This window comes from Nocardioides panacisoli (genome assembly GCF_039537325.1).
In the GTDB taxonomy this organism is placed as follows: domain Bacteria; phylum Actinomycetota; class Actinomycetes; order Propionibacteriales; family Nocardioidaceae; genus Nocardioides; species Nocardioides panacisoli.
The window spans coordinates 209256-232120 of sequence record NZ_BAABAH010000003.1 but is presented as its reverse complement, the minus strand read 5'-3'; the positions used below and the strand labels follow the sequence as shown (position 1 = coordinate 232120).

The following is a 22865-nucleotide window of genomic DNA, read 5'->3' as shown; positions in this document are numbered from 1 at the left end:
GTGCCGGACCGGGGCCTGGGGGAGGCGGACTTCGAGGAGCTGGTGCGGGAGGTCCAGTCGCGCATGCAGGGCGCGCTGGACCAGCAGGCGCGCCTCCAGCTGCTGCTGGACGCGGTCGTCTCGATGGCGGCCGACCTCAACCTCGACGGTGTGCTCTCCCGCATCGTCGGGATCGCCGGCCGGCTGGTCGACGCCAAGTACGCCGCGCTCGGTGTCCTGGGCGACTCCCACGAGCAGCCGCTGCGCACCTTCATCACCCACGGGATCGACGACGAGGAGATCGTCCGGATCGGCGAGCTCCCCAAGGGACACGGGCTGCTCGGCCTGATCATCGACCGCCCCGAGCCGCTGCGGCTGCATGACATCGCCGAGCACCCGGCGTCCTACGGGTTCCCGCCCAACCACCCGGCGATGCACTCCTTCCTGGGTGTCCCGGTCCGCATCCGCGACCGGGTGTTCGGCAACCTCTACCTCTCCGAGAAGCTGGACGGCAACGACTTCACTGCTGACGACGAGGAGGTCGTCGTCGCGCTCGCCGCGGCGGCGGGCGTCTCGATCGAGAACGCCCGCCTCTACGAGGAGGCCCGTCGCCGGGAGGCGTGGTTGCGCGCGACGGCCGAGATCACGGCACTGCTGACCGACCCGGCCATCGGAGCGGGGGCCGTGCAAGCCGTCGTCGACCGCGCTCGCGAGGTCGCGGAGGCCGATGTGGCCTGGATCGTCGCGGGACCCTCGTCGGACAAGCTCAGCGTCCGGGCCGTGTCGGGCTTCACCGCGAGCTACGACGAGCTCGCCGAGCTCAAGCTCGAGCACTCGATCTCGGGCACCGTCGTCGACTCCGGCGAGCCGGCGACGAACCCCGACGTGGCGTCGGGAGGTCTCCAGGTGAGTGTCGGCTCGTTGCCCGGCTGCCCCGTGGTGGGATCTGCGACCGCGGTCCCGCTCGGTTCGGGGGACAGCTCCGGGGCACTCGGGCTGGCCTGGGCCCCGGAGCACGCCGACCTGCACCGGAGCCTGGACCCCGAGCTGCCGGCGAGCTTCGCCCGCCAGGCCGCCCTGGCCCTGCAAGTCGCGCAGGCCCGCGACGACCAGCAGCGGCTGGTGATGCTCGAGGACCGTGACCGGATCGGCCGCGACCTCCACGACCTCGTGATCCAGCGGCTCTTCGCCGTGGGTCTCGGGCTCCAGGGGACCGGGCGGCTCGCCGACCGTCCGGAGGTCGCCGAGCGTCTCGAGCGGGCCGTCGACGACATCGACGCGACGATCAAGGACATCCGCCGGACCATCTTCGCGCTCGGCACGGTGGAGTCCTCCGAGGACATCCAGGCCGAGGTCACCCGGCTCGTGGACCGTGCGGCGGCCGCCCTCAAGTTCCGTCCCGGGCTCCGGTTCACCGGACCGGTGCGCAGCCTGGTCGGCAAGGACGTTGCGCCGGACCTGCTCGCCGTTCTCGGCGAGGCCCTGTCCAACGCGGTCAAGCACGCGGAGGCGTCCTCGCTGGAGGTCGATCTCGCGGCGGCCGACGAGATCGTGCTGACCGTCACCGACGACGGACGGGGCATCGCTCCTGACGCCATCGAGAGCGGTCTCGCGAACATCCGTCGCCGTGCGGAGCAGCGCGGCGGCACGTTCACCGTCGAGTCCGCCCCGGGGGAGGGCACCTCGCTGCGGTGGGCCGTGCCGCGAGGCTGACGGGCACCCAAGGCCCCCCGGCGGAAGGACCTTCGCCCCTGAACCGCCGCGTCCAGCGCCCCGCAGCATCGGGGTGTGACCGACTATGTCCGCAACTTCAACGACGGCAGCTCCGCGGAGCGCGACATCCTCGGCGGCAAGGGTGCCGACCTCGCCGAGATGGTCCGACTCGGGCTTCCCGTGCCTCCCGGTTTCACCATCACCACCGACGTCTGCCGGCACCACCTGGCGCACGGAGCGCCCCCGCCGGAGCTCGCGTCCCAGGTGGCCCGGCACGTCGCGCTGCTCGAGCGGGCTGCGGGTCGTGCCTTCGGTGACGCCGACGACCCGCTCCTCGTGTCGGTCCGCTCCGGCGCCGCGGTGTCGATGCCCGGGATGATGGACACCGTCCTCGACGTCGGCCTCAACGAGGAGACCGTGCGCGGGCTGGCGGCCCGGACCGGCGACGAGCGGTTCGCCCTCGACTCCTACCGCCGGCTGGTCCAGATGTTCGGCGAGACCGTGCTCGGCGTACCGCAGGAGCTCTATGGCGCGGCGCTCGACGACCTCGTGCGTGAGACCGGCGTCGGTCGGGACGTCGACCTGTCGGCCCCGTCGTTGAGACTGCTCGTCGACCGGTTCCTCGAGATCACCGTGGCGCACGGTGACCGTCCGTTCCCGCAGGACCCCCGCGAGCAGCTCGACCTCGCGGTGCGCGCGGTCCTCGACTCGTGGAGCAGCGAGCGAGCACGGCTCTACCGCCGGCACCACGGCATCGCCGACGACCTCGGGACCGCGGTCAACGTCCAGGCGATGGTCTTCGGCAACCTCGGGCCGCGCTCGGGTGCGGGCGTCGCCTTCACCCGGGACCCGGCGACGGGCCAGCTCGGGCTCTACGGCGACTACCTGCCGAACGCCCAGGGGGAGGACGTCGTGTCCGGCGTGCGCGACGCCGTGCCGCTGGCACGGCTGCGCGAGCTCGACGAGGCCGCGTTCCTGCGGCTCCGGTCGGTGATGCACGGGCTCGAGCGGCACTACCGGGACATGTGCGACATCGAGTTCACCATCGAGCAGGGCCGGTTGTGGATCCTGCAGACCCGCGTCGGCAAGCGCACGCCCGCCGCGGCCTTCCAGATCGCGGCCGACCTCGTCGAGGAAGGCTCGATCGACCTGGACGAGGCGTTGCGCCGCGTGTCAGGCGACCAGCTGGCCCAGCTGCTGCACCCGTCCTTCGACCCGGGCGCGCCCCGCACCCTGCTCACCCGCGGGGTGGCGGCGTCTCCCGGCGCAGCCGTCGGAAGGGTGGTCTTCGACTCGGCTGCCGCGGTGGCCCGTGCCGCCCAGGGTGAGGCGGTCGTGCTGGTGCGCCGGGAGACGCGCCCCGAGGACCTGCCGGGCATGCTGGCCGCAACCGGCATCCTGACCGCTCGGGGCGGCAAGACCTCCCACGCCGCCGTCGTCGCCCGCGGACTCGGCCGTGCGTGCATCTGCGGCGCCGGCGACCTGGACGTCGACCCCGACAGCCGCCGCATGACGGTCCGAGGCGGCCCGGTCGTGCAGGAGGGAGACCTGGTCTCCATCGACGGGGGCACCGGAGAGGTGTTCCTCGGCGAGGTCCCGGTCGCTGGTTCCGTCGTGGCCCGCTGGTTCGACGGCGAGGCCGTCGACGGTGACCTCGTCGACGCCGTCGCCCGTCTGGTGAGGCACGCCGACGCCGTCCGCACGCTGGGCGTGCGGACCAACGCGGACAACGCCGAGGACGCCGCGCGCGCCGTACGACTCGGTGCCGAGGGCATCGGGCTGTGCCGCACCGAGCACATGTTCCTCGGCGAGCGTCGCACGCTGGTCCAGCGGCTGATCCTCGCCGACTCCGACGCCGAGCGCGATGCCGCGCTCGCCGACCTGCTGCCTCTGCAGCGCGCGGACTTCCGGGAGCTGTTCGCGGCGATGGACGGCAAGCCGGTGACCATCCGGTTGATCGACCCGCCGCTGCACGAGTTCCTGCCCGCCGAGCGCGACACCGAGGACGAGCGGGTGCTCGCGGCCCTGCGTCGGATGCACGAGGACAACCCGATGCTCGGCCTGCGGGGCGTGCGGCTCGCCATCGCGGTGCCGGGCCTGGTCGCCATGCAGACGCGCGCGATCCTGGAAGCGGCCGACGACCACGGTTCTTCGGGAGGCGTCGTCGAGCCCGAGATCATGGTGCCGCTGGTCGCGACCGCGGCCGAGCTGGCATCCGTGCGGTCCGAGATCGAGCACGTCGCCGACACCGTGGCGGTCGAGCGGGGCCGCTCCGTCGCCTACCGCGTCGGCGCGATGGTCGAGCTGCCCCGTGCGGCCCTCACCGCGGACCGGATCGCGGAGCATGCGGCGTTCTTCTCCTTCGGCACCAACGACCTGACCCAGACGACGTGGGGACTGTCGCGCGACGACACCGAGGCGACCGTGGTCCGCCGCTACCTCGACCTCGGCATCCTCGCCCGGTCCCCGTTCGAGACGATCGACGTCGACGGCGTGGGCGCACTGGTGCGCACCGCGGTCGAGAAGGCCCGGGCTGCCAGGCCCGGCATCGGGCTCGGCGTCTGCGGCGAGCACGGCGGCGACCCCGAGTCGATCCGGTTCTTCGCCCAGGCCGGGCTCGACTACGTCTCCTGCTCACCGTTCCGGGTGCCCGTCGCGCGGCTCGAGGCCGGACGAGCGGCGATCCTCCGCCCCGCGGCGCACGCCGCTCTCGGCTGAGCAGCCCCGCCGGCGGTGCCGCCTCTGGTGGGAGCCCCCAGCACAGTGGAGCCCGGACCCCCCACAGGGTCCGGGCTTCACGTCTTGCGACGGTCGGTGCGTCGGCGCTCGACGAACAGACCGTCATGTCGTGCGCAGCACCTCGCTGACGGCGCGGCGGGGCGTGGCAGGGAGCGGCTCTCGACCGATCGCCTGCCAGCCCACCCGCACCAGCAGGTGCGGAGCGAACTCGTAGCGCAGCAGCTCCTTGCGCAGCTCGTGCCGCACGGCGTCCACCTCCACCGGGAGGCTCAGGGGCACGACCGACATCCCGTCGCGTGTCGCTCGCAGCCAGATCCGGCTCAGTGCCTCTCCGGTCCGTAGCCAGCCGGCTCGGTCGTCGAAGGCGCCCCCGAGCACGATGACGCCGTCACCCGGACTGCTCACCGTCCGGGTCTCGTGGACGCTCCCGGCCGGGAACCGCGACGGCGGGGAGACCGCGGGATCGGTGTCCGACGGCAGAACGTCGCCGGGAACACCGTCCTCCGCGGAGTGGTCGACCCACCGCTCCAGCTCGGCCTGGGCGATCGGGTCCGCCGCCCGGAGCACGCGAGCACGCTCGGCGAGCCTCTCGAGGTGGAACCGGACGACCTCGTCGTCGAGGGCACGCGCGTGTGCCCCCCGGCGTCGGGCCTCGGCCACCAGGGCGTGCAGCACCTCGTCGGGGACGGGCCAGGACGTGTAGCGCCGCCGGTCGGTCTGCCGCGTGCGGATGGCCTCGAGGTCGTCCACGGCGGTCGGGGAGGGCTGCGACTGCTCGAGCCGCACCTCCGCGAGCAGGTCGTTGCCCGGGCCCTTGGGGAACCTCACGACCTCGCCGTCCCAGCCGAGGGCCTGGGCGGCGACGACGAGGTGGTCCAGCACGGCCCCACAGCTGATCACGGCATTGCGCCCCGCGGGGTCCTCCAGGACCAGCTGGCGGCCGCGGTCGACGTACAACCGGACGAGGCCGTCGCCGTCGGCGGTCCATCGCCACGGCTGCGTGTTGTGCATGCTGGGAGCCCGGCACGCCAGCTCGACGATGCGGGCGATCGTCGTGCTGCTGGGTGGGCGCAACGTTGCGCCTGACTTGCTGGTCATCAGGCCGGTACCAGCCGGCGTCCCGTGACGGCGTCCGGCTTGATCCGTATGACGTAGCCGCGGTTCCCCTCGGCCCAGGGGTAGGGCGGGTTGTCCATCGGCGCGAACGGCGACTCGCGGTGGGCGTGGCCACGGATGACCACGGACCAGCCCGACTCCGTGAAGGGGTCGATCTCGTCGACCTCGAACGCGACCCTCGCGCCCGTCGCGGCCCGCGCCATTGCGCTGTATCCGGTCGTGGCGATCAGCACGTCCTCGCCGTCGAGGGCGAAGTTCACCGGTATCGTGTCGGGTCCGGAGTCGTCGGTGAACGCGATCCGGCCGACCTTCTGCGTGCGGAGCAGGCTGATGCACTCCTCGCGCTCGATCGCCCGCACGTGGGACTTGTACCAGTGCTGTTCCTTCATGACGCCTCCCCGGCTCGTGGTGCTCTCAGCGCACCATCCGGGCGGCCGGCACGGCAGGGCCGCCGGTAAGCCGTCAGCGAGGACCTTCGTCCCTCCAGGAGGGCTGTCGGCTGGGGCATGCTGGGGATCATGTCGGCCACCGACCGCGACCGTCGTCCGGCCGTGACGCGCGGGCGTCGCCAGCTGCTGCCCCACCAGCACGGTGCCTGGGCGTTCCTCGTCCTGCCGCTGCTCCTCGGGCTCTGCGTCGCTGGCTGGTCGGTGCTGCTGGTCCCTCTGGCGTTCGCGTGGATCGCGTCCTACCCGTTCAGCTGGGCGGTCGCCGCGAGCGTGTCGATGCCACGCCCCGAGCGGTACCGCGACGCCGTCGTGCTCTGGGGGGTCGTGTCCGCCGCCGCGGGCCTGGTGGTCCTCCTGCAGCGACCGTGGCTGGTCTGGGTCCTGCTGGTGTACGGCGCCGCGTTCGCGGTCAACCTCGACTTCGCGCGACGGAGGTCCGAGCGCGCGATCGCCAACGACCTGCTGCTCGTCGCGGAGTGCTCGCTCGTGGTGCCCGTCGCCGCGGGGGTCCTGGCCGGCGGCGACGGCTGGGAGCCGCCCTGGTCCGCCATGTCCGGCTCCGCCGTGCTCGTGTGGACGGTCGTGTGCGTGCTCACCCTGGTCGGCTCGACCCTGCACGTGAAGAGCCTGATCAGGGAGCGCCGCGATCCGCGCTACACCCGCGCCAGCCAGGCCTTCGCCGTCGCGTCCGTGCCGGTCGCCGCGGCGCTCGCGCTGGTCGGCGGCGTTCCCTGGTGGGCGGTGACGGTGCCCCTCGCCCTCCTCGCGGGCCGGGCGCTGTGGCTGCACGACCCGACGATGCGGCCGGGCCGGCTCGGGATGATCGAGCTGGTCTGCTTCGTCGCCGTCGTGGCGGGCGGCGCCGCCGCCCGCCTCGCCGGCTGAGCGCCCTCAGAGCTCGAAGACGATCCGGGCGGTCGTGCGACCAGCCAGCACGTCGTCGATGGCCTCGTTCACCTCGTCCAGCTTGCGGTGCTCCGAGATGACCCGGGTCCGGCCGCGGGCATGGAGGTCGAAGACCTCGGCGAGGTCCTGACGGGTGCCGACGATCGAGCCGATGACCGACACGCCCTTGAGCACGGTCGGGAAAATGGGCAGCGCCATCGGTCCCTCCGCCTCGGGAGGCAGGCCCACGCAGACCAGCCGCCCGCCGCGGCGCAGCGACGCGAAGGCCTGCTCGAACACGGAGGGGATCACGGCGAGGACGATCGCCACGTCGGCCCCGCCGAGGGCCTCGATCGCCTCGACCGGGTCGGCCTTCGCGGCGTTCACGACGTGGTCGGCGCCGAGCTCCTGCGCCATCTGCAGCTTCTCGTCCTCGATGTCGACCGCGATGACGGTGCCACCGACCAGACGGGCGTACTGCACCGCGAGGTGGCCGAGCCCGCCGACCCCGAAGATCGCGACCCGCTCGGACGGCTTGACGTGCGCCACCTTGACGGCCTTGTAGGTCGTGACGCCGGCGCAGGTGAGCGGCGCGGCGTCGATGGGCAGGACCTCGTCCGGTACGGCCACGGCGTACGTCGCGTCCGCGACGGCATACTCGGCGAACCCGCCGTCGATCGAGTAGCCCGTGTTCTGCTGCTCCTCGCAGAGCGTCTCCCAGCCCTCGACGCAGTGGTCGCAGTGACCGCAGGCGTGGCCGAGCCACGGGAGGGCGACGCGGTCGCCGACCGCACGGGCGGTGACGCCCGGCCCGACGGCCTCGACGATGCCCACTCCCTCGTGGCCCGGCACGAACGGCGGGGTCGGCTTGACCGGCCAGTCGCCGTGGGCCGCGTGGATGTCGGTGTGGCAGAGGCCGCTGGCCTCGATGCGCACGAGGATCTGTCCGGGACCTGGCTCGGGGACCGGGCGGTCCTGGATCTGGAGAGGTTCGGTGAAGCTGGTGACGACGGCGGCTCTCATGGCTGCTCCCTCGGGTCGATGGTGTGGTGTCAACGCTTCCCACTCGCCGTCGATGCGGCGAGGGCCACAGGTCCCGCCGGTGCGGGGACTCCGGCCCGAGAGGCACGCCTGCCCCGCCAGCGCCAGAGCTCGTCAACGCCCCACACGACGAAGGGCAGCGGCACGAGCAGGGCGAGCAGCCAGGCGTCCGGGACCGCGGTTCCGACGACGGGCTGGACTGCGGGGATCGTGACCACGGCCGCAGCGAAGACGATCTCGAAGAGGATGCCCCAGAGGAGCAGCGGGTTCGTGCGCAGGCCGACCTGCCGAAGCGAGGCGTGCTGGGTGCGGGCGGCCACGGCCGTGCCGATCTGGCACGCGACGATGCCGAGGAAGGTCATCGTGGTCGCCTGACGCCACACGTGCTCGAGCGGACCCGACGCCGTCGGGTCACCGGGCGACCAGCCGCCCGCCACCAGGGTGAGCAGGAAGAGTCCGGTGACGAGCACCGCGGACACGCCTCCGAGCAGGCCCCATGCGCGGACCAGCATCGCACGGCCGATCACGTGGTTCCCGCGCCGCCGCGGCGGCCGGTCCATGATCCCCGGCTCGGCGGGCTCGCGGCCGAGCGCGAGAGCCGGCAACGTCTCCGTGCCGAGGTCGATGGCCAGGATCTGCATCACGGTCAGCGGGAGCGGGATACGTCCGCCGGACAGCGCATAGAGCAGGAACGGCACCACCTCGGGCGTCGCGTGGGCGAAGATGTAGACGATGAACTTGCGGACGTTCTCATAGACCTGCCGCCCCGCACTCACCGCGCTGACGATGGTTGCGAAGTTGTCGTCGGTCAGCACCATGGTCGCCGCCTCGCGGGCGACGTCGGTGCCCGAACGTCCCATGGCGACCCCGATGTCGGCTCGGCGCAGGGCAGGAGCGTCGTTGACGCCGTCGCCGGTCATCGCGACGACGTGCCCGAGGTGCTGGAGCGCGTCGGCGATGCGCAGCTTCGCCTCGGGTGAGCTCCGCGCGAACACCAGCTCCCTGTTGTCGGTCAGCAGGGCGTCGAGCTCCGCCTCGCTCATGGCGTCGAGCTGCGAACCGGAGACCACCGGGGTGCTCGGGTCGCCGATGCCGACCTGGTTGGCAACCGTCCGTGCGGTCAGGCCGTTGTCGCCGGTGACCACGATCAGCCGGATGCCGGCGGCGTGGCACTGCTTGACCGCCAGCCGGACCTCGGAGCGCGGCGGATCGGCCATCGCGACCAGGCCGAGGAGGGTCAGGTCGGTCTCGGCGTCCTCCCGGCGCAGCTGATCGGCCTCGACCCGGCCGAGGCGCCGCTCCGCGATCGCGAGCAGGCGGAGGCCCTCCGCCGCCCACGTGTCGACCATGGCCGACACGTGGGAACGTCGGCCGGCGTCGAGCTCCTGGGCGGAGTCCGGGCCGACGGCGATGCGGGAGCACCGCGGCAGGAGCTCCTCGGGGGCGCCCTTGCAGACCAGGACGCTGCCGTCGTCGAGCTCGTCGACGGTGCTCATCCGGCGGAGGACCGGATCGAACGGGAAGACCGACACCCGACGCGGGTGCCCCGGTGGGCACGGGAGGCCGAGGTCGGCGGTGACGCGCAGCAGCGCCAGCTCGGTGGGGTCCCCGCTCACACCCTCGGCGTGCTCCGGGTCCCAGGTCGCGTTGTTGCACGCGACACCGGCGGCGACGAGCCGGCGGGTGAGGGCATCGGGCCGAGCAGCGGCGTCGCCGGGTTCGAGGATCTCGTTGCCCGTCCACATCCGCGTGACCCGCATCCGGTTCAGCGTCAGCGTCCCGGTCTTGTCGGTGCAGATCACGCTGGTCGAGCCGAGCGTCTCGACCGAGGAGAGCCGCTTGACCAGGCTGCCGCGCTTGGCGAGCACCCGCACACCGACCGCGAGCGCCAACGTGATGGTCGGGAGCAGGCCCTCGGGGACGTTCGCGACGAGCAGGCCGATGGCGAAGTTGACGGTGTCGCCGAGGGAGAGCCCCGCCCCGAGGGTGCCGAGCGGGATGAACGCCGCGCCGGTCCCGATCGCGACGATCGCGATCAGGCGTGCGATCCGTCGGACCTGTTGCTCGAGCGGGCTCGGCTCGGCCTTGACCCGTTGCGACAACGTCGCGATCCTGCCGATCTCGGTGTGCATCCCGGTCGCGAAGACGACCGCCAGGCACTCGCCGCCCGTGCAGCTGGTTCCGCTGAACAGCAGGTCCGTCGCCTCGGCAAGGGGGACGGCAGCAGACCCCAGGTCGGCCGTCCGGCTGACGGTGACGGACTCGCCGGTCAGCATCGAGACGTCCACCTCGACCGCCCCGCTCAGCAGCCGGGCGTCCGCGGAGACCCGGTCGCCCTCGGAGATGGCGATGACGTCGCCGGGGACGAGCAGCTCGGCCTCCACGGTCGTCAGGACGCCGTCGCGCAGCACGCGTGCGTTGCGCGGGAGGTACGCCGACAGCGCCTCGACCGCGCGCTCGGCGTGACGCTCCTGGAAGAGTGCGAACCCTGCGTTCACCAGGATCACCACGACGATCGCCACCGCGAGCGCCGTCGTCCCGTTGCCCCACGCGAGCACCGAGGCGAGCCACAGCAGGAGGGCCAGCGGGTGCACCAGCTGGTCGACGGCCTGGCGCAGGACGCTCGGCCCGCGGCGACGAACCAGCTCGTTGCGGCCGGCCGACTCGAGACGTCGCGCGGCCTCCCGCCCGGTGAGACCGCCGCGCTGGCTGCGCAGGTCCCTGAGCAGGCGGTCGAGGGCCTCCTCCGGGTCGGGAGGCGGCGCGGTCGCCGCGGACGGCGACGGGCTCTCTGTCAGGGTCACGGCGTCTGCTTACAGCTCTCTGGCGGGATCGGCGGGTTCTCGGCCTAGGACACAGCGGGCAGGTGCGCGCGAACACGCTCTCCGAGCTCACGACCCCAGCGCCGCGCCCGGTCCAGCTCGCCGTCGACGAGAGGACCCTCGTTGTCGGAGACCAGGAACGCCTCGGGGGCGGCCAGCATCCGGAAGCCGGCGCGACGCGCGAGACGCACGGCCGTACGACGGGCTCCGGGCAGCCGCCGCGCCTTGTCCACGCGGGTGTCGAAGGCAGCGACCTGGGGGAGCGTGGTCCCGCGCGCGGCGTGCACCTGCGTGAGCCACTCGCGGACACCGGTCGCCTCGCGCTCCGCGGGCGCGCCCTGGGTGACTGCCTGCTTCCGGCTGGAGGGCCGGCTCAGCGAGAGTGCGTGCGTCGGGGCTCCGATCACCAGCACATCTGCATCGGTGGGTTGCCCGACGACCTCCGACGAGACGTCGCTGACGATCGTCTCGCAGCCGGCTTCGATGAGTCCGTCGGCGACGGCCTTCGCGATCGCCTCGGTGTTGCCGAACATCGACTCGTAGAGCACATGGGCGTGCACAGGTGTCGAGGACTCGGTCATGACGGCGCCTCCTTCAGGACGGGTTCTGACTTCAGCCTCGCGTCCGCGCCGGTGCCGCAGCAGAGACGAACGTCCTCCGCCCGCAGGGCCTGCGTCCCCAGGGCGACGCTCCGGAGCCGTGCGGAGGCGGGCCAGGCCCGATCCCGGCTAGGGTCCTGTCCCGTGACCTCGGCGCATGCCCCCGTTGCCCAGCCCACGTTCGTCCGTTCCGACTTCGTCGTGCTCGGCGCCGGAGGAGTGGCGGTCGTCCTCGCCGGCCTCGCGCACTACCTCGAGTGGTCGGGCGCGGTGGCCTTCGTGCTCGCGGCGGTCGCCGTGACGCTGCTGGCGAGCCTGGTGGGGCGTTCGGTCGAGCAGCTCGGCGACCGGTTCGGGCCGGGCGCGACGGGCGTGCTGCAGAGCGCGCTCGGCAACCTCCCCGAGCTGTTCATCTGCCTCTTCGCGCTCAAGGACGGCTTGGTCGGCGTGGTCCAGGCAGCTCTGATCGGGTCGATCCTGGCCAACCTGCTGCTGGTCATGGGCATCGCGTTCGTCGTCGGCGGGCTCAAGCACGGCTCGCAGGCGATCGACTCGACGCGCGCCCGGACGATCTCGGTGCTGATGCTGGTCGCCGTCGTCGCGATGGTCTTCCCGTCGCTCACCGACCAGCTGCACACGCCCGCCGCCGGCCACGAGAAGGCGCTGTCGATGATCGCGGCGGCCGTGCTGCTGGCGCTCTTCGCGCTGACCCTCCCGGCATCGCTGCGCAAGGGCAACAGCACCGGCATGGCCGGTGAGGTCCAGCACGAGGCACCGCGCTGGCCGGTCGGCCTGGCGATCGGGATGCTCGCGCTCGCCGGCGTCCTTGCCGCGTTCGTGTCCGATTGGTTCGTCGCCGCGCTCCAGCCGGCGATGGACTCGTGGGGGGTCAGCGAGACGTTCGCCGGTCTCGTCATCGTCGCGATCGCCGGGAACGCGATCGAGAACGTCGTCGGTGTCCAGCTCGCAGCCCGCAACCAGTCCGACTACGCCTTCCAGCTGATCATCAACTCGCCGCTGCAGATCGCGCTGGTGCTCGCGCCGGCGCTGGTGATCCTGTCCTCCCTGCTGGGCTTCACCGCGTTGACGCTGGTCTTCGCACCCACCCTCGTCGTCGCAGTCTTCCTCGCCGTCCTGCTCGCCGTGGTGATCACGGTCGACGGAGAGTCGAACTGGATCGAGGGCGCTTCGCTGATCGGCGTGTACGTCGTGATCGCGTCGTCGTTCTGGTGGGGCTGACGCGACCTCAGCACACCCCGAAGGTGCCGTCCAGCACGTCGGGATCGGGCAGGTTGTTGATGCCGATCGTCAGGTGCGGGTGGGCACCGCAGGTCAGGCTCCCGGTGGAGGCCCACTCCAGCGGCGACAACGAGACGACGTCGTAGTGCAGGAAGAAGAACAGGCGGTCGAGCGCCAGGAAGTCGTCGGGGTCGTTCAGCTGCAGGTCGATCTTCGGGTCAGGGAAGATGTCGCCGTCCCCGTCGAAGTACCGGACGCGGCCGGTGATGTGGTCGCCCTCGGCGGGTGACCCGGGTCCACGGGTGCTCGCCCCGGCCCAGACCGCGCCGCACGCCACCGTGCAACCCTCGTCGTGGGAGCTGAACGCCGCCTCGACGGTCTTGAAGCGCAGGTCGTCGATCACGATCCGCTTCCGGTTCGACCCGAGGTCGTGGCACGCGGCCGCGTCCGTGGTGTCCGTGCACGCGATCCCGTTCACCACCAGCGGCGTCGACGGCACGAGCCCGTCGAGGCCGGTGGGGAAGAAGTGCATCGCGAAGTCCGGGTCGCGGACGTCGCGGTCGGTCGCCCGGGTCGGCGTCCAGGTCGGCCGGCACAGGGTGCCGGTGTCGGTCTGCAGGCAGATGTCGAGGTTCGCCGGCACGTGCGCCACGGATGCGTCGACGTAGGCGCCACCCACGACCCCGGTGAGCGAGATCGAGTCGATCGACCCGTCGCCGGTGTGGTTGGCCGGGTCGACGTTGTACGTCGCCGTGATGCCGCCCTCGCCGTCGGCGTCCTTGTCCCACGGGCGGATCGCGATGGTCGCGGGCTGCGGGTTGGACAGCGTCCCGTGCAGGTCGGTGCCCGGCACGATGACGGCGTAGTCCAGCGGCGCCGAGCCGATGTCATAGCTCAGCCGCAGCGGCTTCGCCGACTGGCTGATCGACGCGTTGCCGATCTGCAGGAGGTTGGCGGCGACGTACTGGCCCTCGGAGTAGGCCAGCAGCTGGCGGTCGGGATCGACCGTCCGCTTGGTCCCGCCGAACGCCTGGGCGTAGACGCGGCCGATGTGGTCGCCGTGCGCGTCGAAGGTGACGTCGCCGTGGTTCTTCGGCAGCGTGAGCGTCAGGTGGCTCGGCAGGTGCTTGATCCGCGCCTCGAAGTTCGGCATGCCGTCCGGTGCCGGCAGCCCGGTCCCAGAGGCGTTGATCTCCTCGATCGGCTGGCCGTGGCTGTCGAAGTCGACGACGTCCTCACCGTTCGGGCCGGGCTTGAGCGAGAAGGTGAGGTTCGCGGGCAGCTGGTCGACGGTCCCGTCGAAGGTCACGCCGTCCTTGCTGCCCCGCACGGTGAGGAACTGCGGCTGGGCCGTCTGCAGGCTCGCGACCACGGGATCGGCCTGGAAGCTCACGCCCTGCAGGCCCGTGATCCGCAGGAACGCCCGGTAGAGGCCGGGTGTGTCGTCGTAGGACACGGCGGATCCGCTGATGGCGGGCGCGTCGCTGCCGTCGCTGGCGAGGAGGGTCAGCGTCCCGAGCGGCTGGCTCGCGGTCGCCGACACGGCGCCGTCGGACTGCTCGATGTTCACGGTCTCCGCGGCCGGTAGGCCGTCGAGCGTCGCCTCGAGTCGCGTCGCCCGCTGGAAGAACGGGACCGGTCGGGTCGCCTTGAGCTTGATCTGGTCGATCCCGGTGCCGTGCCCGTCGAAGGTGACCGCCCCGTTGTCGAGGTCGATCGAGACGGTGGTGTCCGCGGGCAGGTTCGAGAGGGAGCCGTCGAGGTGGGTCGACGTGGTGTCGTCGACGGCGTGGAAGGGGAACAGCCCGGGCGCGTGTGCGAAGACGAGCTCGCCGCCGTAGGGCGCCGACTGGTTGATGGACACAGACCTGAGGTCGGAGACCTGGAGGCCCGCCGTGAACGCCGTCGCGGTCGTGCGGTGGAGCTGCGCGAAGGGCGACGGGTCGGTCACCAGCGGGTCGACGTCGGAGCCCTGGGCGAACCGCGCCTGGACCCGGTCGATCTTGGCGTCGGGCGCGGTCGCGACCGTCGTGGTCTGGGCAGCCTGGACGAAGCTGACGTGGCCAGGGACGCCCCAGGCGTCGAGGGCGGCAGCCGTCTTGATGTCACCGTTGACGGTGTCGTGGTAGGCGCCGGTCAGCCGGGCGATCGTCCCGTTGGCGTCGTACGTCGTCGTGTCGGCGGCGGGCGCGCTGGTGTGCACGACCGTGACCTGGGAAGGGATCTGGTCCGCCACGACGTCGACCTTCCGGACCCGGCCCGGCGTCAGCACGGTGAGCTTCCCCGAGAGCTTCGTCGGTCCGCCGGTGACGGTCACCTGCTGGCGCGACTGGGCGATGGAGAGCCGGGTGTCGAAGTCACCGGGAACGGGCGTGAACCCGAGGTTGCCCTGGTAGGCGGTGTCCGGCGCGTCGGGGTCCGGACCGCTGAACATCTCGGCGATCAGGCCCATCGAGGGCTGCGGGTTGTACTCGCTGATGTGGAGCGCGAGATCGGCTCCGTCCGACGCGAGTGCCACGACGCCCAGCGACGCGTGCCAGGCGCCGCCGAAGCCCGTGTCGGTCGCGTCCGGTCCGAACCCGATGTAGCTGTCCGGGGCGACCGGGTTGATCGCGACCGCCTCGATGCTGACCTTGCTCCCGGCGGGGAACCACGGGTTGCGCGCGACCTGCAGCGAGAGGCCGGGCGGCACGAGCGTCACCCCGAGCAGGCCGGTGAAGTCCGGCAGGCCCTTGCCGTCGACGTCGATCGGGGTCGGCACCTCCGGGAGCGCCTTGGTGTATCGGACGATCGGCGGACCGCTCGGCGGGAGGTACGTCGTCCGGTAGACGAACCCGACCGCGTTGATCGCGCACAGGATCTTCGGCAGCTGGCTCGCGACCGGTCCCACGACGGGGAGGGGACCGAGCGCACCGCCCGCCACCTTGGACACGGGGCACAGCGTGTTGCGCAGCAACGTCGCCGGGTGCCCCCCGAACGCGCCGTCCAGGCCGTCGGCGGGGTTCGGGACGGCGGCTGGGACGGCCGCCGGCACCGCGGAGGCCCGCGCGGGCACCGCATGAGCCGGTGCGGCGTGGACCGGGACCGACGACAGTCCGGCGAGGGCGGTCGCGGCCGCGAGGGCAGCCATCAGGGAACGCACGGGACGGTTCCGGAGCATGGGAGGTCTCCTGGCGGCCGCGGAGCAACGGCCTCGATTCCATGGCCGAGGGTCCCGAGTCCCGAGCGCCGGGTGTCCTCGACCGGGATGCTAGGACCCCCGGACCCGCCCGTGCAGAACTGGCAGACACTCCTGTCGATCTGCAAGATCTCCGGTCGCAGCAGGTCAGGCCGGGGCGGACTCCCAGACGAAGCCGTCGGGGTCGGTGAAGCCGTCCTTGTCGGTGCGGATCGTCAGGCGGTGGCTGCCGTCACCGGCGACGGGGACGCCGGCGTCCTTGGCGAGCGCCTTGCGGCCGTAGAGGGCGAGCTTCACGGCGCCGCCCTCGGGGTCGAGCTCGGCGTACATCGGGCCGAAGGACCTCGCGACCTCGAAGCCGTGCTCGGTGTAGAAGCGCTTGGTGGCACCCACGCTGCTGACCCCGATGAGCAGCACGACGTCCGTGACCTCGCGGGTGGGCTCGGCGGTGTTCTTCTTCGACGAGGTGGCGATCTTCCAGATCGCGCCGTCGGGCGCCTGGACGACGCCGCCGTAGCCCCACATGCTCTTCGCGGCCGGCTTCAGCACGGTCGCGCCCGCGTCGACCGCGTCGCCGACGTGCAGGTCGACGTCGGCCGGCTGGGCGACCACGAGCGAGAGCGTGAACCCGCGGAACCCGGAGCTCGGGCTTTCTCCCTGGCGCACGGCGAGCCGGTCGCCGAGCCCGAACGCGGACTTGTAGAACACCTCGGCCGCTGCGGCGTCGGCTGCCTCGAGGACGATGGAAGAGATCATTGCTGCTCCTTGGGTGGTGGGTCGATGGGTCGCTTGCCTGGTCGACGTCGGCGGTCCGGTGGATGTGACATCCGACCCGAGTCCCTGCCTCCGCGGGACGTTGTGCCCTTCGCTGGCGCGCTCCGGTTGCGGAGGATCGAGCGGTGATCACTTTGAGCGACCCCACCCGCGCCGCGGACGTGCTGATGAGCGACGGGGCCGTCGCCGTCGTTCGCGCCGTCCGCGAGGACGACGCTGCCGCCCTCCACGCCCTGCACGACCGGGTCTCCGACGACTCGCTCTGGCTCCGCTTCTTCTCGGTGTCGCGCGTGGCCGCGCACCGGTACGTCGACAAGGTCCTCACCACGCCGGACACCATCGCGCTCCTCGCCGAGGTCGACGGCAGCGTGGCTGCGGTCGCGACCGCCGAGCCGGTCGGCCCCGACGTCTGCGAGGTGGCCTTCCTGGTCGCCGACGAGCACCGGGGGCGGGGCCTGGGCACGCTGCTGCTCGAGCACCTCGCGGCGGACGCACGTGACCGGGGCGTCACCGAGTTCGAGGCGCGGGTGCTCCGGTCCAACCACCGGATGCTGCGGGTGTTCACCGACGCCGGCTTCGAGCTGCACGCGCGCAACGACGGTGGCGAGGAGGTGCTGCGGATGCGCACGGTCGTCACCCCGGCCCTCCAGGCGGTTGCGGACCACCGCGAGTTCGCCGCCGAGCAACGCTCGCTGGCGCCGATGTTCGCGCCGCGCGGCGTCGTCGTGTACGGCGCCCGGCGCGACGGCACGGGCATCGGCGCGGCCGTGGTCTCGGCGATCCGAGCGGGCCACTACGAGGGCAGCTTCGCCGTCGTGCACCCCAAGAGCTCCAGCGTGCTCGGCGTACCGGCGTCCGCGTCCGCGGCCGACGCGCCCGGTCCTCTCGACCTGGCCGTCATCGCCGTGCCCGCCGCAGCGGTCGCCGCGGCTCTCGAGGACGCCCAGCGGGCCGGCGTCCGGGCGGCCGTGGTCATCTCCTCGGGCTTCGGCGAGATGGGCGAGCGGGGCGCTGTCCTGCAGCGTGACCTGGTCGTCTTCGCGCGGCGGCACGGGATCCGCCTGGTCGGGCCGAACGGGCTCGGGTTGATCAGCAACACCCCTGAGGTGAGCCTGCACGCGACCTTCGGCGGTCGCGTCCCCGCGGCGGGTGGCCTCGCGGTCGCCAGTCAGTCGGGCGGCGTGGGCATCGCGCTCATGGACCTCATCGCGGCAGCGGGCGTCGGCCTGCGGTACTTCGTCTCACTCGGGAACAAGGCCGACGTCTCCGGCAACGACCTGTTGGCCGCGTGGTACGCCGACGACGGCGTCACCTGCGGTGCGCTCTACCTCGAGTCGTTCGGCAACGCGCGCAAGTTCGCGCGGTTCGCACGCGCCTTCAGCGAGCGCAAGCCCCTGGTCGCCGTGGTCGGCGGCCGCTCGGCAGGCGGCAAGCGCGCCGGTAGCTCGCACACCGCGGCAGCCGCGTCGCCGGCCGCCGGAGTGCGCGCCCTGTTCGCGCAGGCGGGCGTCATCGCCTGCCACGACGCCGAGGAGCTGGCCGACACGACCCTGCTGCTGACCCGGGAGCCGCTTCCGGCAGGCAGCCGGCTGGGCGTGATCAGCAACGCCGGCGGTCTGGGCGTCCTGGCCGCCGACATCGCGGCCGACGAGCAGCTGGACGTCGTCGAGTTCTCACCCGCTCTCCGCGCCCGGCTCTCCGGCCTGGTGAACCAGACCAACGGAACGGCCAACCCGGTCGACGCCGGCGCCGGGGCGGAGGCGGCCCAGGTCGCGGCCATCGCGGACACGACCCTCGCCTCGGGCGAGGTCGACGCCGTGATCGCGGTCGTCGTCGCCATCGGCACCAACGACCTCGACGCGACGCTCGCGGCACTCGCCGAGGTGCGTCGGTCGCACCCCGATCGGCTGGTCGTCGCGGTGCCGCTGGGCGAGACCGAGCCCGCGCCCGAGGACATCACCGTCTTCCGGAGCGCCGCGGCCGCGCTCAGCGCCCTCGGTCGGGTGACGAGGTACGCCGCCTGGCGCCGAGTCGACGCCCACGACCCCGAGCCCACCGACCCGGCAGCGGCCCGCGCGGCCCGGATGACGGCACGGGGGCTGCTCCAGGTGTCGACGACGCAAGGGTGGATCCGGCCGGCCGAGGCGCGCGAGCTGCTCGGGCGCTACGAGATCGACCTCGACGGGCGGTTCGCCAGCGGGGTCGAGGAGGCCGGCACGGTCGCGCAGGAGCTGGGCTTCCCCGTCGCGGTCAAGCTCGCCGAGCCCGACGTCGTGCACAAGACCGACCAGGGCCTGGTCCGGACCGGGCTGCGCCGCCGCTCCGAGGTCGAGGCGGCGGTGGCGTCCTTCGAACGGATGCACGGCCGGCCCTGCTCGGTCCTGGTCCAGCCCATGCGTTCCGGGGTCGAGCTCGCCCTCGGCGTCGTCCGTGACCCGGGCTTCGGACCGCTGGTGATGCTGGCGGCAGGAGGGGTCGCCGTCGACGCGCTCGACGACCGTGCCTTCCTGGTGCCTCCGTTCCACGAGGACGACGCGCTGCGCGTGCTCCGGTCGCTGCGGGTCTGGCCGCTGCTGGACGGCTTCCGCGGAGCGGCCCCCGCCGCCACGCGGGACGTCGCCCGGCTGGCCGAGCGGCTGGGCCGGCTCGCGGTCGACGTACCTGAAGTGGCCGAGATCGACCTGAACCCGGTGATGGTGCGACCCGACGGCTGCGCCGTCGTCGACGCGAAGCTGCGGCTGGCGTCGGCCTCCGACGCCGCGACGGACCTTCCGAGCCAGCTGCGTCGCCCCCGGCAGTGACCGGACGCCGACGTCACCGCCGGGCGGCGACGTCGAGCACCGCGGCACCGACCACCCGGCCACCGGTCAGGTCGTCCAGGGCGCGGGCGGCGGCATCGAACGGGTAGGGCGTCACGTGTGGTCGCACGCCGAGCCGGGCCGCGGCCGAGATCAGCGCCCGTCCGTCCTCGCGCGTGTTGGAGGTGACGCTGGTCAGCGTGCGCTCGCGGAAGAGGTGTTGCTGGTAGTCGAGCGGCGGCACGTCGGTGAGGTGGATCCCGGCGACGGCCAGGGTGCCGCCCTGGTCGAGCGCCGCGAGCGCGACCGGGACCAGCTCGCCCGCGGGGGCGAAGAGGATCGCGGAGTCCAGCGGCACCGGCGGGCTGTCGGCCGCGCCGCGCGCCGAGCTGGCGCCCAGCTCGAGGGCGAGGCGCCGCGCGCCCTCGCCGCGGGTGAGCACGTGCACGTCGTACCCGAGCCCGATCGCCACCTGCGCCGTCAGGTGGGCGCTGGCGCCGAAGCCGTAGAGGCCCAGGCGGCCGCCGGGCGGCACGTTCGCGCGCACCAGGGCGCGGTAGCCGATGATCCCGGCGCACAGCAGCGGAGCGGTCGTCACGGGGTCGGCGTCGGCGGGCAGCGCATAGGCGTACGCCTCGGGGACGGTGATCTGCTCGGCGTAGCCGCCGTCGGCGTCCCAGCCGGTGTACGTCGACGACCGGCACAGGTTCTCGCGACCCGAGCCGCACCACCGACAGCTGCCACAGGTCCGACGGAGCCAGGCGGCGCCGACCAGGTCCCCGAGCCGGAACCGGCCCGTGCCCGAGGCGAGGTCGACCACCTCGCCGACCACCTCGTGGCCCGGCACCACCGTCGGGCGACGAGGTGCCAGATCGCCGTCGGCGACGTGCAGGTCCGTGCGGCACACGCCGCAGGCGAGCACCCGCACGAGCAGCTCGTCGGGGGCCGGCTGCGGATCGGCGCGCTCGACCAGCTCGAGCCGAGGTACGGCTCCAGGGACGCCGGTGGTGACCCACGCTCGCATCACGATCCCGAGGCTAGGGGCCTGCGCCCGGTCACGTCACGCGCCGTCGGGTGATCGGTCCTCGGGCACCACGGCGACGTTCGTATGGGCGTGCTCCAGGACGGCGGTGGCCGTGGTGGAGCGGACCATCCTGCCGAGGGACTCGGCCGGGTGCCGTCCGACGACGACCAGCTCGTGCTCCTCGGCCAGGGTCGCGAGGGCCTCGTCGGGTGGGTCCGAGACCAGGAACGGGCGGACCCGGACGTCCGGGAAGCGCTCGCCGAACCCGGCGACCGACTCGCCGACCAGCAGCCGCTGTGCCTCGAGATCGGGGTCTCCGCCGCCGCCCGCCACGCGGACAGTGGCGACGGCCCGCTCCACGGAGCGGAGCACCGTCAGCCGTTGCCCGCGCAACGAGGCCTGGCGGAACGCGAACTCGATGACGGGGAGCGACTCCTCGGTGCCGTCCGCGCCGACCAGGATCCCGTGGGTCACGTGGTCCGGCCTGGGGGGCCGGCAGATGACGACCGGGCACGCGGCGTGCCTGGCCACCGACGCGCTCACCGAGCCGAGGACCTTGCTCCGAGCAGGACCACGGCCGCGCGAGCCGAGCACCACCAGGTGCACCACGGATGTCAGCCGGGTGAGCTCGGTGATGGCGCTGCCGACGACCGCACGGGTCTCCACCGTCACGCCCGGGACGTGCCGCCCGGCGAGCAGCGCGCCGCGCTCGGCAGTGCTCCTCGCCCTCGCGAGCAGGTCTTCGGGCGGGATCGCATAGGCAGCCGTCGGCCCGACCGCCGCCGGGGTGGGCGACTGGCTGGTCGCGCTGAGCACGACCAGCGGACGGTGCTCGGCGGCTGCTTGCTCGGCCGCCCACTCGACGGCCCGGTCGGCGTCGGCCGATCCGTCGGTCCCGACCACGATGACCTCGGGGGACATCACGACACCGCCGCCGCGAGTGCGACGAACCCGGTGCCGAGCACGAGGAGCAGGCCCACGAGCGGGAGGACGAACCGGAGGTACTGGTCGTAGCGCACCTTGGCCAGTGCCAGGCCGCCCATGACCACCGCCGAGGTCGGCGTGATCAGGTTGACGACGCCCGACGCGGTCTGGAACGCCGTCACGACGACGGACCGCTGCACGCCGGCGAAGTCGGCCAGCGGAGCGAGGATCGGGATGGCGAGAGCGGCGTGTCCGGACGTCGACGGGACGAGGAAGGCCAGCGGGACGTTGATCAGGAACATCAGACCGCCGAACACCCAGGACGAGGTGCCGTTGACCGTGTTCTCCATGGCGTGCAGCACGGTCCCCGTGATCTCGGAGTTGTTCATGATCACGGTCACGCCGCGGGCGAGGACGATGATCAGCCCGACCCCGACGAAGTCCCCGGCGCCCTTCACCAGCGTCTCGGTCAGACGGTGCTCGCCCAGGCCGCCGACGATGCCCACGACCAGCGACATCATCAGGAACAGCGCGGCCAGCTCGGGGAAGTACCAGTCGAGCTGCCAGCCGTAGCTCGCTGCGTCCGGTCCGTGGATGACCTGGGCCCAGGGCACGATCGCGAAGATCATGAACGCGAAGGTGAGGGCCACGAGCGTCAGCACCGACTTGTGGCGGAAGCTCAGCTTCGGCACGACCCGCAGACCGTGTGCGCGCAGCTCGTCGTCGCCCTCGGAGTCGCCGACCATCGAGTGGCTCGGGTCGGCCTTCACCTTCCGTGCGTAGCGGGTGACCCACCACACGGCGACAGGGACCAGCACGACGTACATCAGCAGTCGGAAGCCGATGCCGTCACCGATCGAGATGTCGGCTGCACCGGAGGCGACGCCGGTCGCGAAGGGGTTGACGGTGGACGCGAGGACGCCGATCCCGGCCCCGACGAGGATCGTCGCGGCCGCGACCATCCGGTCGTAGCCCAGGGCCAGCAGCAGCGGGATGAGCAGGGCGTAGAAGCCCAGCGTCTCCTCGGCCATTCCCTCGGTCGTGCCGCCGATCGAGAACAGCACCATGAGCACGGCGATCAGCACCGTGCCGCGGCCGCTCATCCGCTGCGCGACCCGGGCGACGCCCTCGTTGATCGCGCCGGTGCGCATCGCCATCGTGATGAAGATGCCGATGGCGAGCACGAACAGGAACACGCCTGCGGCGCCGTACAGCTCCCCGGACTCGTAGGGCCCGATCTTGCCGTCGGCGTTCATCACGCCGTACAGCCCGTTGATCGGCGCCATGAAGAGCTCCATCAACCGGTCGCCGAACGACAGCGGGTTGGGGGTGCTCGCGTAGCTGCCGGGGATCGGGCGGCCCGTGGAGGCGTCGGTATCGTAGGCGCCCGTCGGGATCACGAAGGCCAGCAGCCACACGCCGAGGGTGACGGCGAACAGCACCGTGAACGCGCTCGGGAAGTGGAAGCGCTTGGGGCCGGCCTTCTGGTCCGGCTCGGTGGTCGGGCGCGGCGCCCGGTGGATGGTGGCCATCGGAGTGTCCTCTCGGCTGGCAGTGGGCCACTTCTCAGCCTTCAGCGTGTCGG

Annotated in this window: 15 protein-coding genes; 5 read left to right on the top strand and 10 right to left on the bottom strand. The window is 72.6% G+C overall.

All coding sequences use genetic code 11. From position 1 onward, the window contains the following. Both ABD709_RS06445 and ppdK read left to right on the top strand, forming a co-directional pair. Positions 1-1692, top strand: a complete 1692-nt coding sequence (locus ABD709_RS06445; RefSeq protein WP_344773483.1) for a GAF domain-containing sensor histidine kinase — start codon at positions 1-3, stop codon at positions 1690-1692. 75 nt (positions 1693-1767) lie between these two features. Further along, positions 1768-4410, top strand: coding sequence for a pyruvate, phosphate dikinase (gene ppdK, locus ABD709_RS06440; RefSeq protein WP_344773481.1), 2643 nt, complete (start codon positions 1768-1770; stop codon positions 4408-4410). Between the two features lie 123 nt (positions 4411-4533). Here ppdK and ABD709_RS06435 read toward each other — a convergent pair whose 3' ends face one another. Continuing rightward, positions 4534-5529, bottom strand: a complete 996-nt coding sequence (locus tag ABD709_RS06435) for an Acg family FMN-binding oxidoreductase (RefSeq protein ID WP_344773479.1) — start codon at positions 5527-5529, stop codon at positions 4534-4536. Continuing rightward, a complete protein-coding gene (locus ABD709_RS06430; RefSeq protein ID WP_344773477.1) occupies positions 5529-5936 on the bottom strand; it encodes a pyridoxamine 5'-phosphate oxidase family protein in 408 nt (135 codons plus the stop codon). Before ABD709_RS06430 ends, ABD709_RS06435 begins: the two co-directional genes overlap by 1 nt. 129 nt (positions 5937-6065) lie before the next feature. On the opposite strand from ABD709_RS06430, the gene ABD709_RS06425 reads away from it, so the two are divergent. Continuing rightward, positions 6066-6881, top strand: a complete 816-nt coding sequence (locus ABD709_RS06425) for a YwiC-like family protein (protein WP_344773475.1) — start codon at positions 6066-6068, stop codon at positions 6879-6881. A 6-nt stretch (positions 6882-6887) separates the two neighbouring features. Here ABD709_RS06425 and adhP read toward each other — a convergent pair whose 3' ends face one another. From adhP to ABD709_RS06410, 3 genes are read right to left on the bottom strand one after another with little or no spacing between them, the layout of a single operon-like run. After that, positions 6888-7904: an alcohol dehydrogenase AdhP gene (gene adhP, locus ABD709_RS06420; RefSeq protein WP_344773473.1), complete on the bottom strand. Its 1017-nt coding sequence runs from the start codon at positions 7902-7904 to the stop codon at positions 6888-6890. A 29-nt stretch (positions 7905-7933) separates the two neighbouring features. Then, positions 7934-10726 (bottom strand): cation-translocating P-type ATPase, encoded by a 2793-nt coding sequence (locus ABD709_RS06415; RefSeq protein WP_344773471.1) that lies wholly within the window; start codon positions 10724-10726, stop codon positions 7934-7936. A gap of 44 nt (positions 10727-10770) precedes the next feature. Continuing rightward, on the bottom strand, positions 10771-11325 hold the full coding sequence (locus tag ABD709_RS06410) for a flavodoxin family protein (RefSeq protein ID WP_344773469.1): 555 nt from the start codon (positions 11323-11325) through the stop codon (positions 10771-10773). Between the two features lie 162 nt (positions 11326-11487). Between ABD709_RS06410 and cax the strand changes: the two genes are divergently transcribed. Further along, positions 11488-12582 (top strand): calcium/proton exchanger, encoded by a 1095-nt coding sequence (cax, locus tag ABD709_RS06405; RefSeq protein ID WP_344773467.1) that lies wholly within the window; start codon positions 11488-11490, stop codon positions 12580-12582. A gap of 7 nt (positions 12583-12589) precedes the next feature. Here cax and ABD709_RS06400 read toward each other — a convergent pair whose 3' ends face one another. Then, the gene (locus ABD709_RS06400; RefSeq protein WP_344773465.1) at positions 12590-15742 is read right to left on the bottom strand and encodes a hypothetical protein; all 3153 of its coding nucleotides are present in this window, start codon (positions 15740-15742) and stop codon (positions 12590-12592) included. Positions 15743-15907: 165 nt separating this feature from the next. Then, positions 15908-16516, bottom strand: coding sequence for a VOC family protein (locus ABD709_RS06395; protein ID WP_344773463.1), 609 nt, complete (start codon positions 16514-16516; stop codon positions 15908-15910). 143 nt (positions 16517-16659) lie between these two features. Here ABD709_RS06395 and ABD709_RS06390 point away from each other — a divergent pair, with 143 nt between their 5' ends. Further along, positions 16660-19335, top strand: coding sequence for a bifunctional acetate--CoA ligase family protein/GNAT family N-acetyltransferase (locus ABD709_RS06390; RefSeq protein WP_344773461.1), 2676 nt, complete (start codon positions 16660-16662; stop codon positions 19333-19335). A gap of 13 nt (positions 19336-19348) precedes the next feature. Here the strand turns inward: ABD709_RS06390 and ABD709_RS06385 are convergent, their stop codons facing one another. Genes ABD709_RS06385 through ABD709_RS06375 form a run of 3 tightly spaced genes read right to left on the bottom strand, consistent with a single transcriptional unit; the run spans position 19349 to position 22812 of the window. Beyond that, positions 19349-20356: a zinc-dependent alcohol dehydrogenase family protein gene (locus tag ABD709_RS06385; protein WP_344773867.1), complete on the bottom strand. Its 1008-nt coding sequence runs from the start codon at positions 20354-20356 to the stop codon at positions 19349-19351. A gap of 36 nt (positions 20357-20392) precedes the next feature. Continuing rightward, complete coding sequence (locus ABD709_RS06380) at positions 20393-21277, bottom strand: universal stress protein (RefSeq protein WP_344773459.1); 885 nt, start codon at positions 21275-21277, stop codon at positions 20393-20395. Next, positions 21277-22812: a YfcC family protein gene (locus tag ABD709_RS06375; protein WP_344773457.1), complete on the bottom strand. Its 1536-nt coding sequence runs from the start codon at positions 22810-22812 to the stop codon at positions 21277-21279. The genes ABD709_RS06380 and ABD709_RS06375 overlap by 1 nt, the downstream gene beginning before the upstream one ends. Positions 22813-22865: the final 53 nt, after the last annotated feature.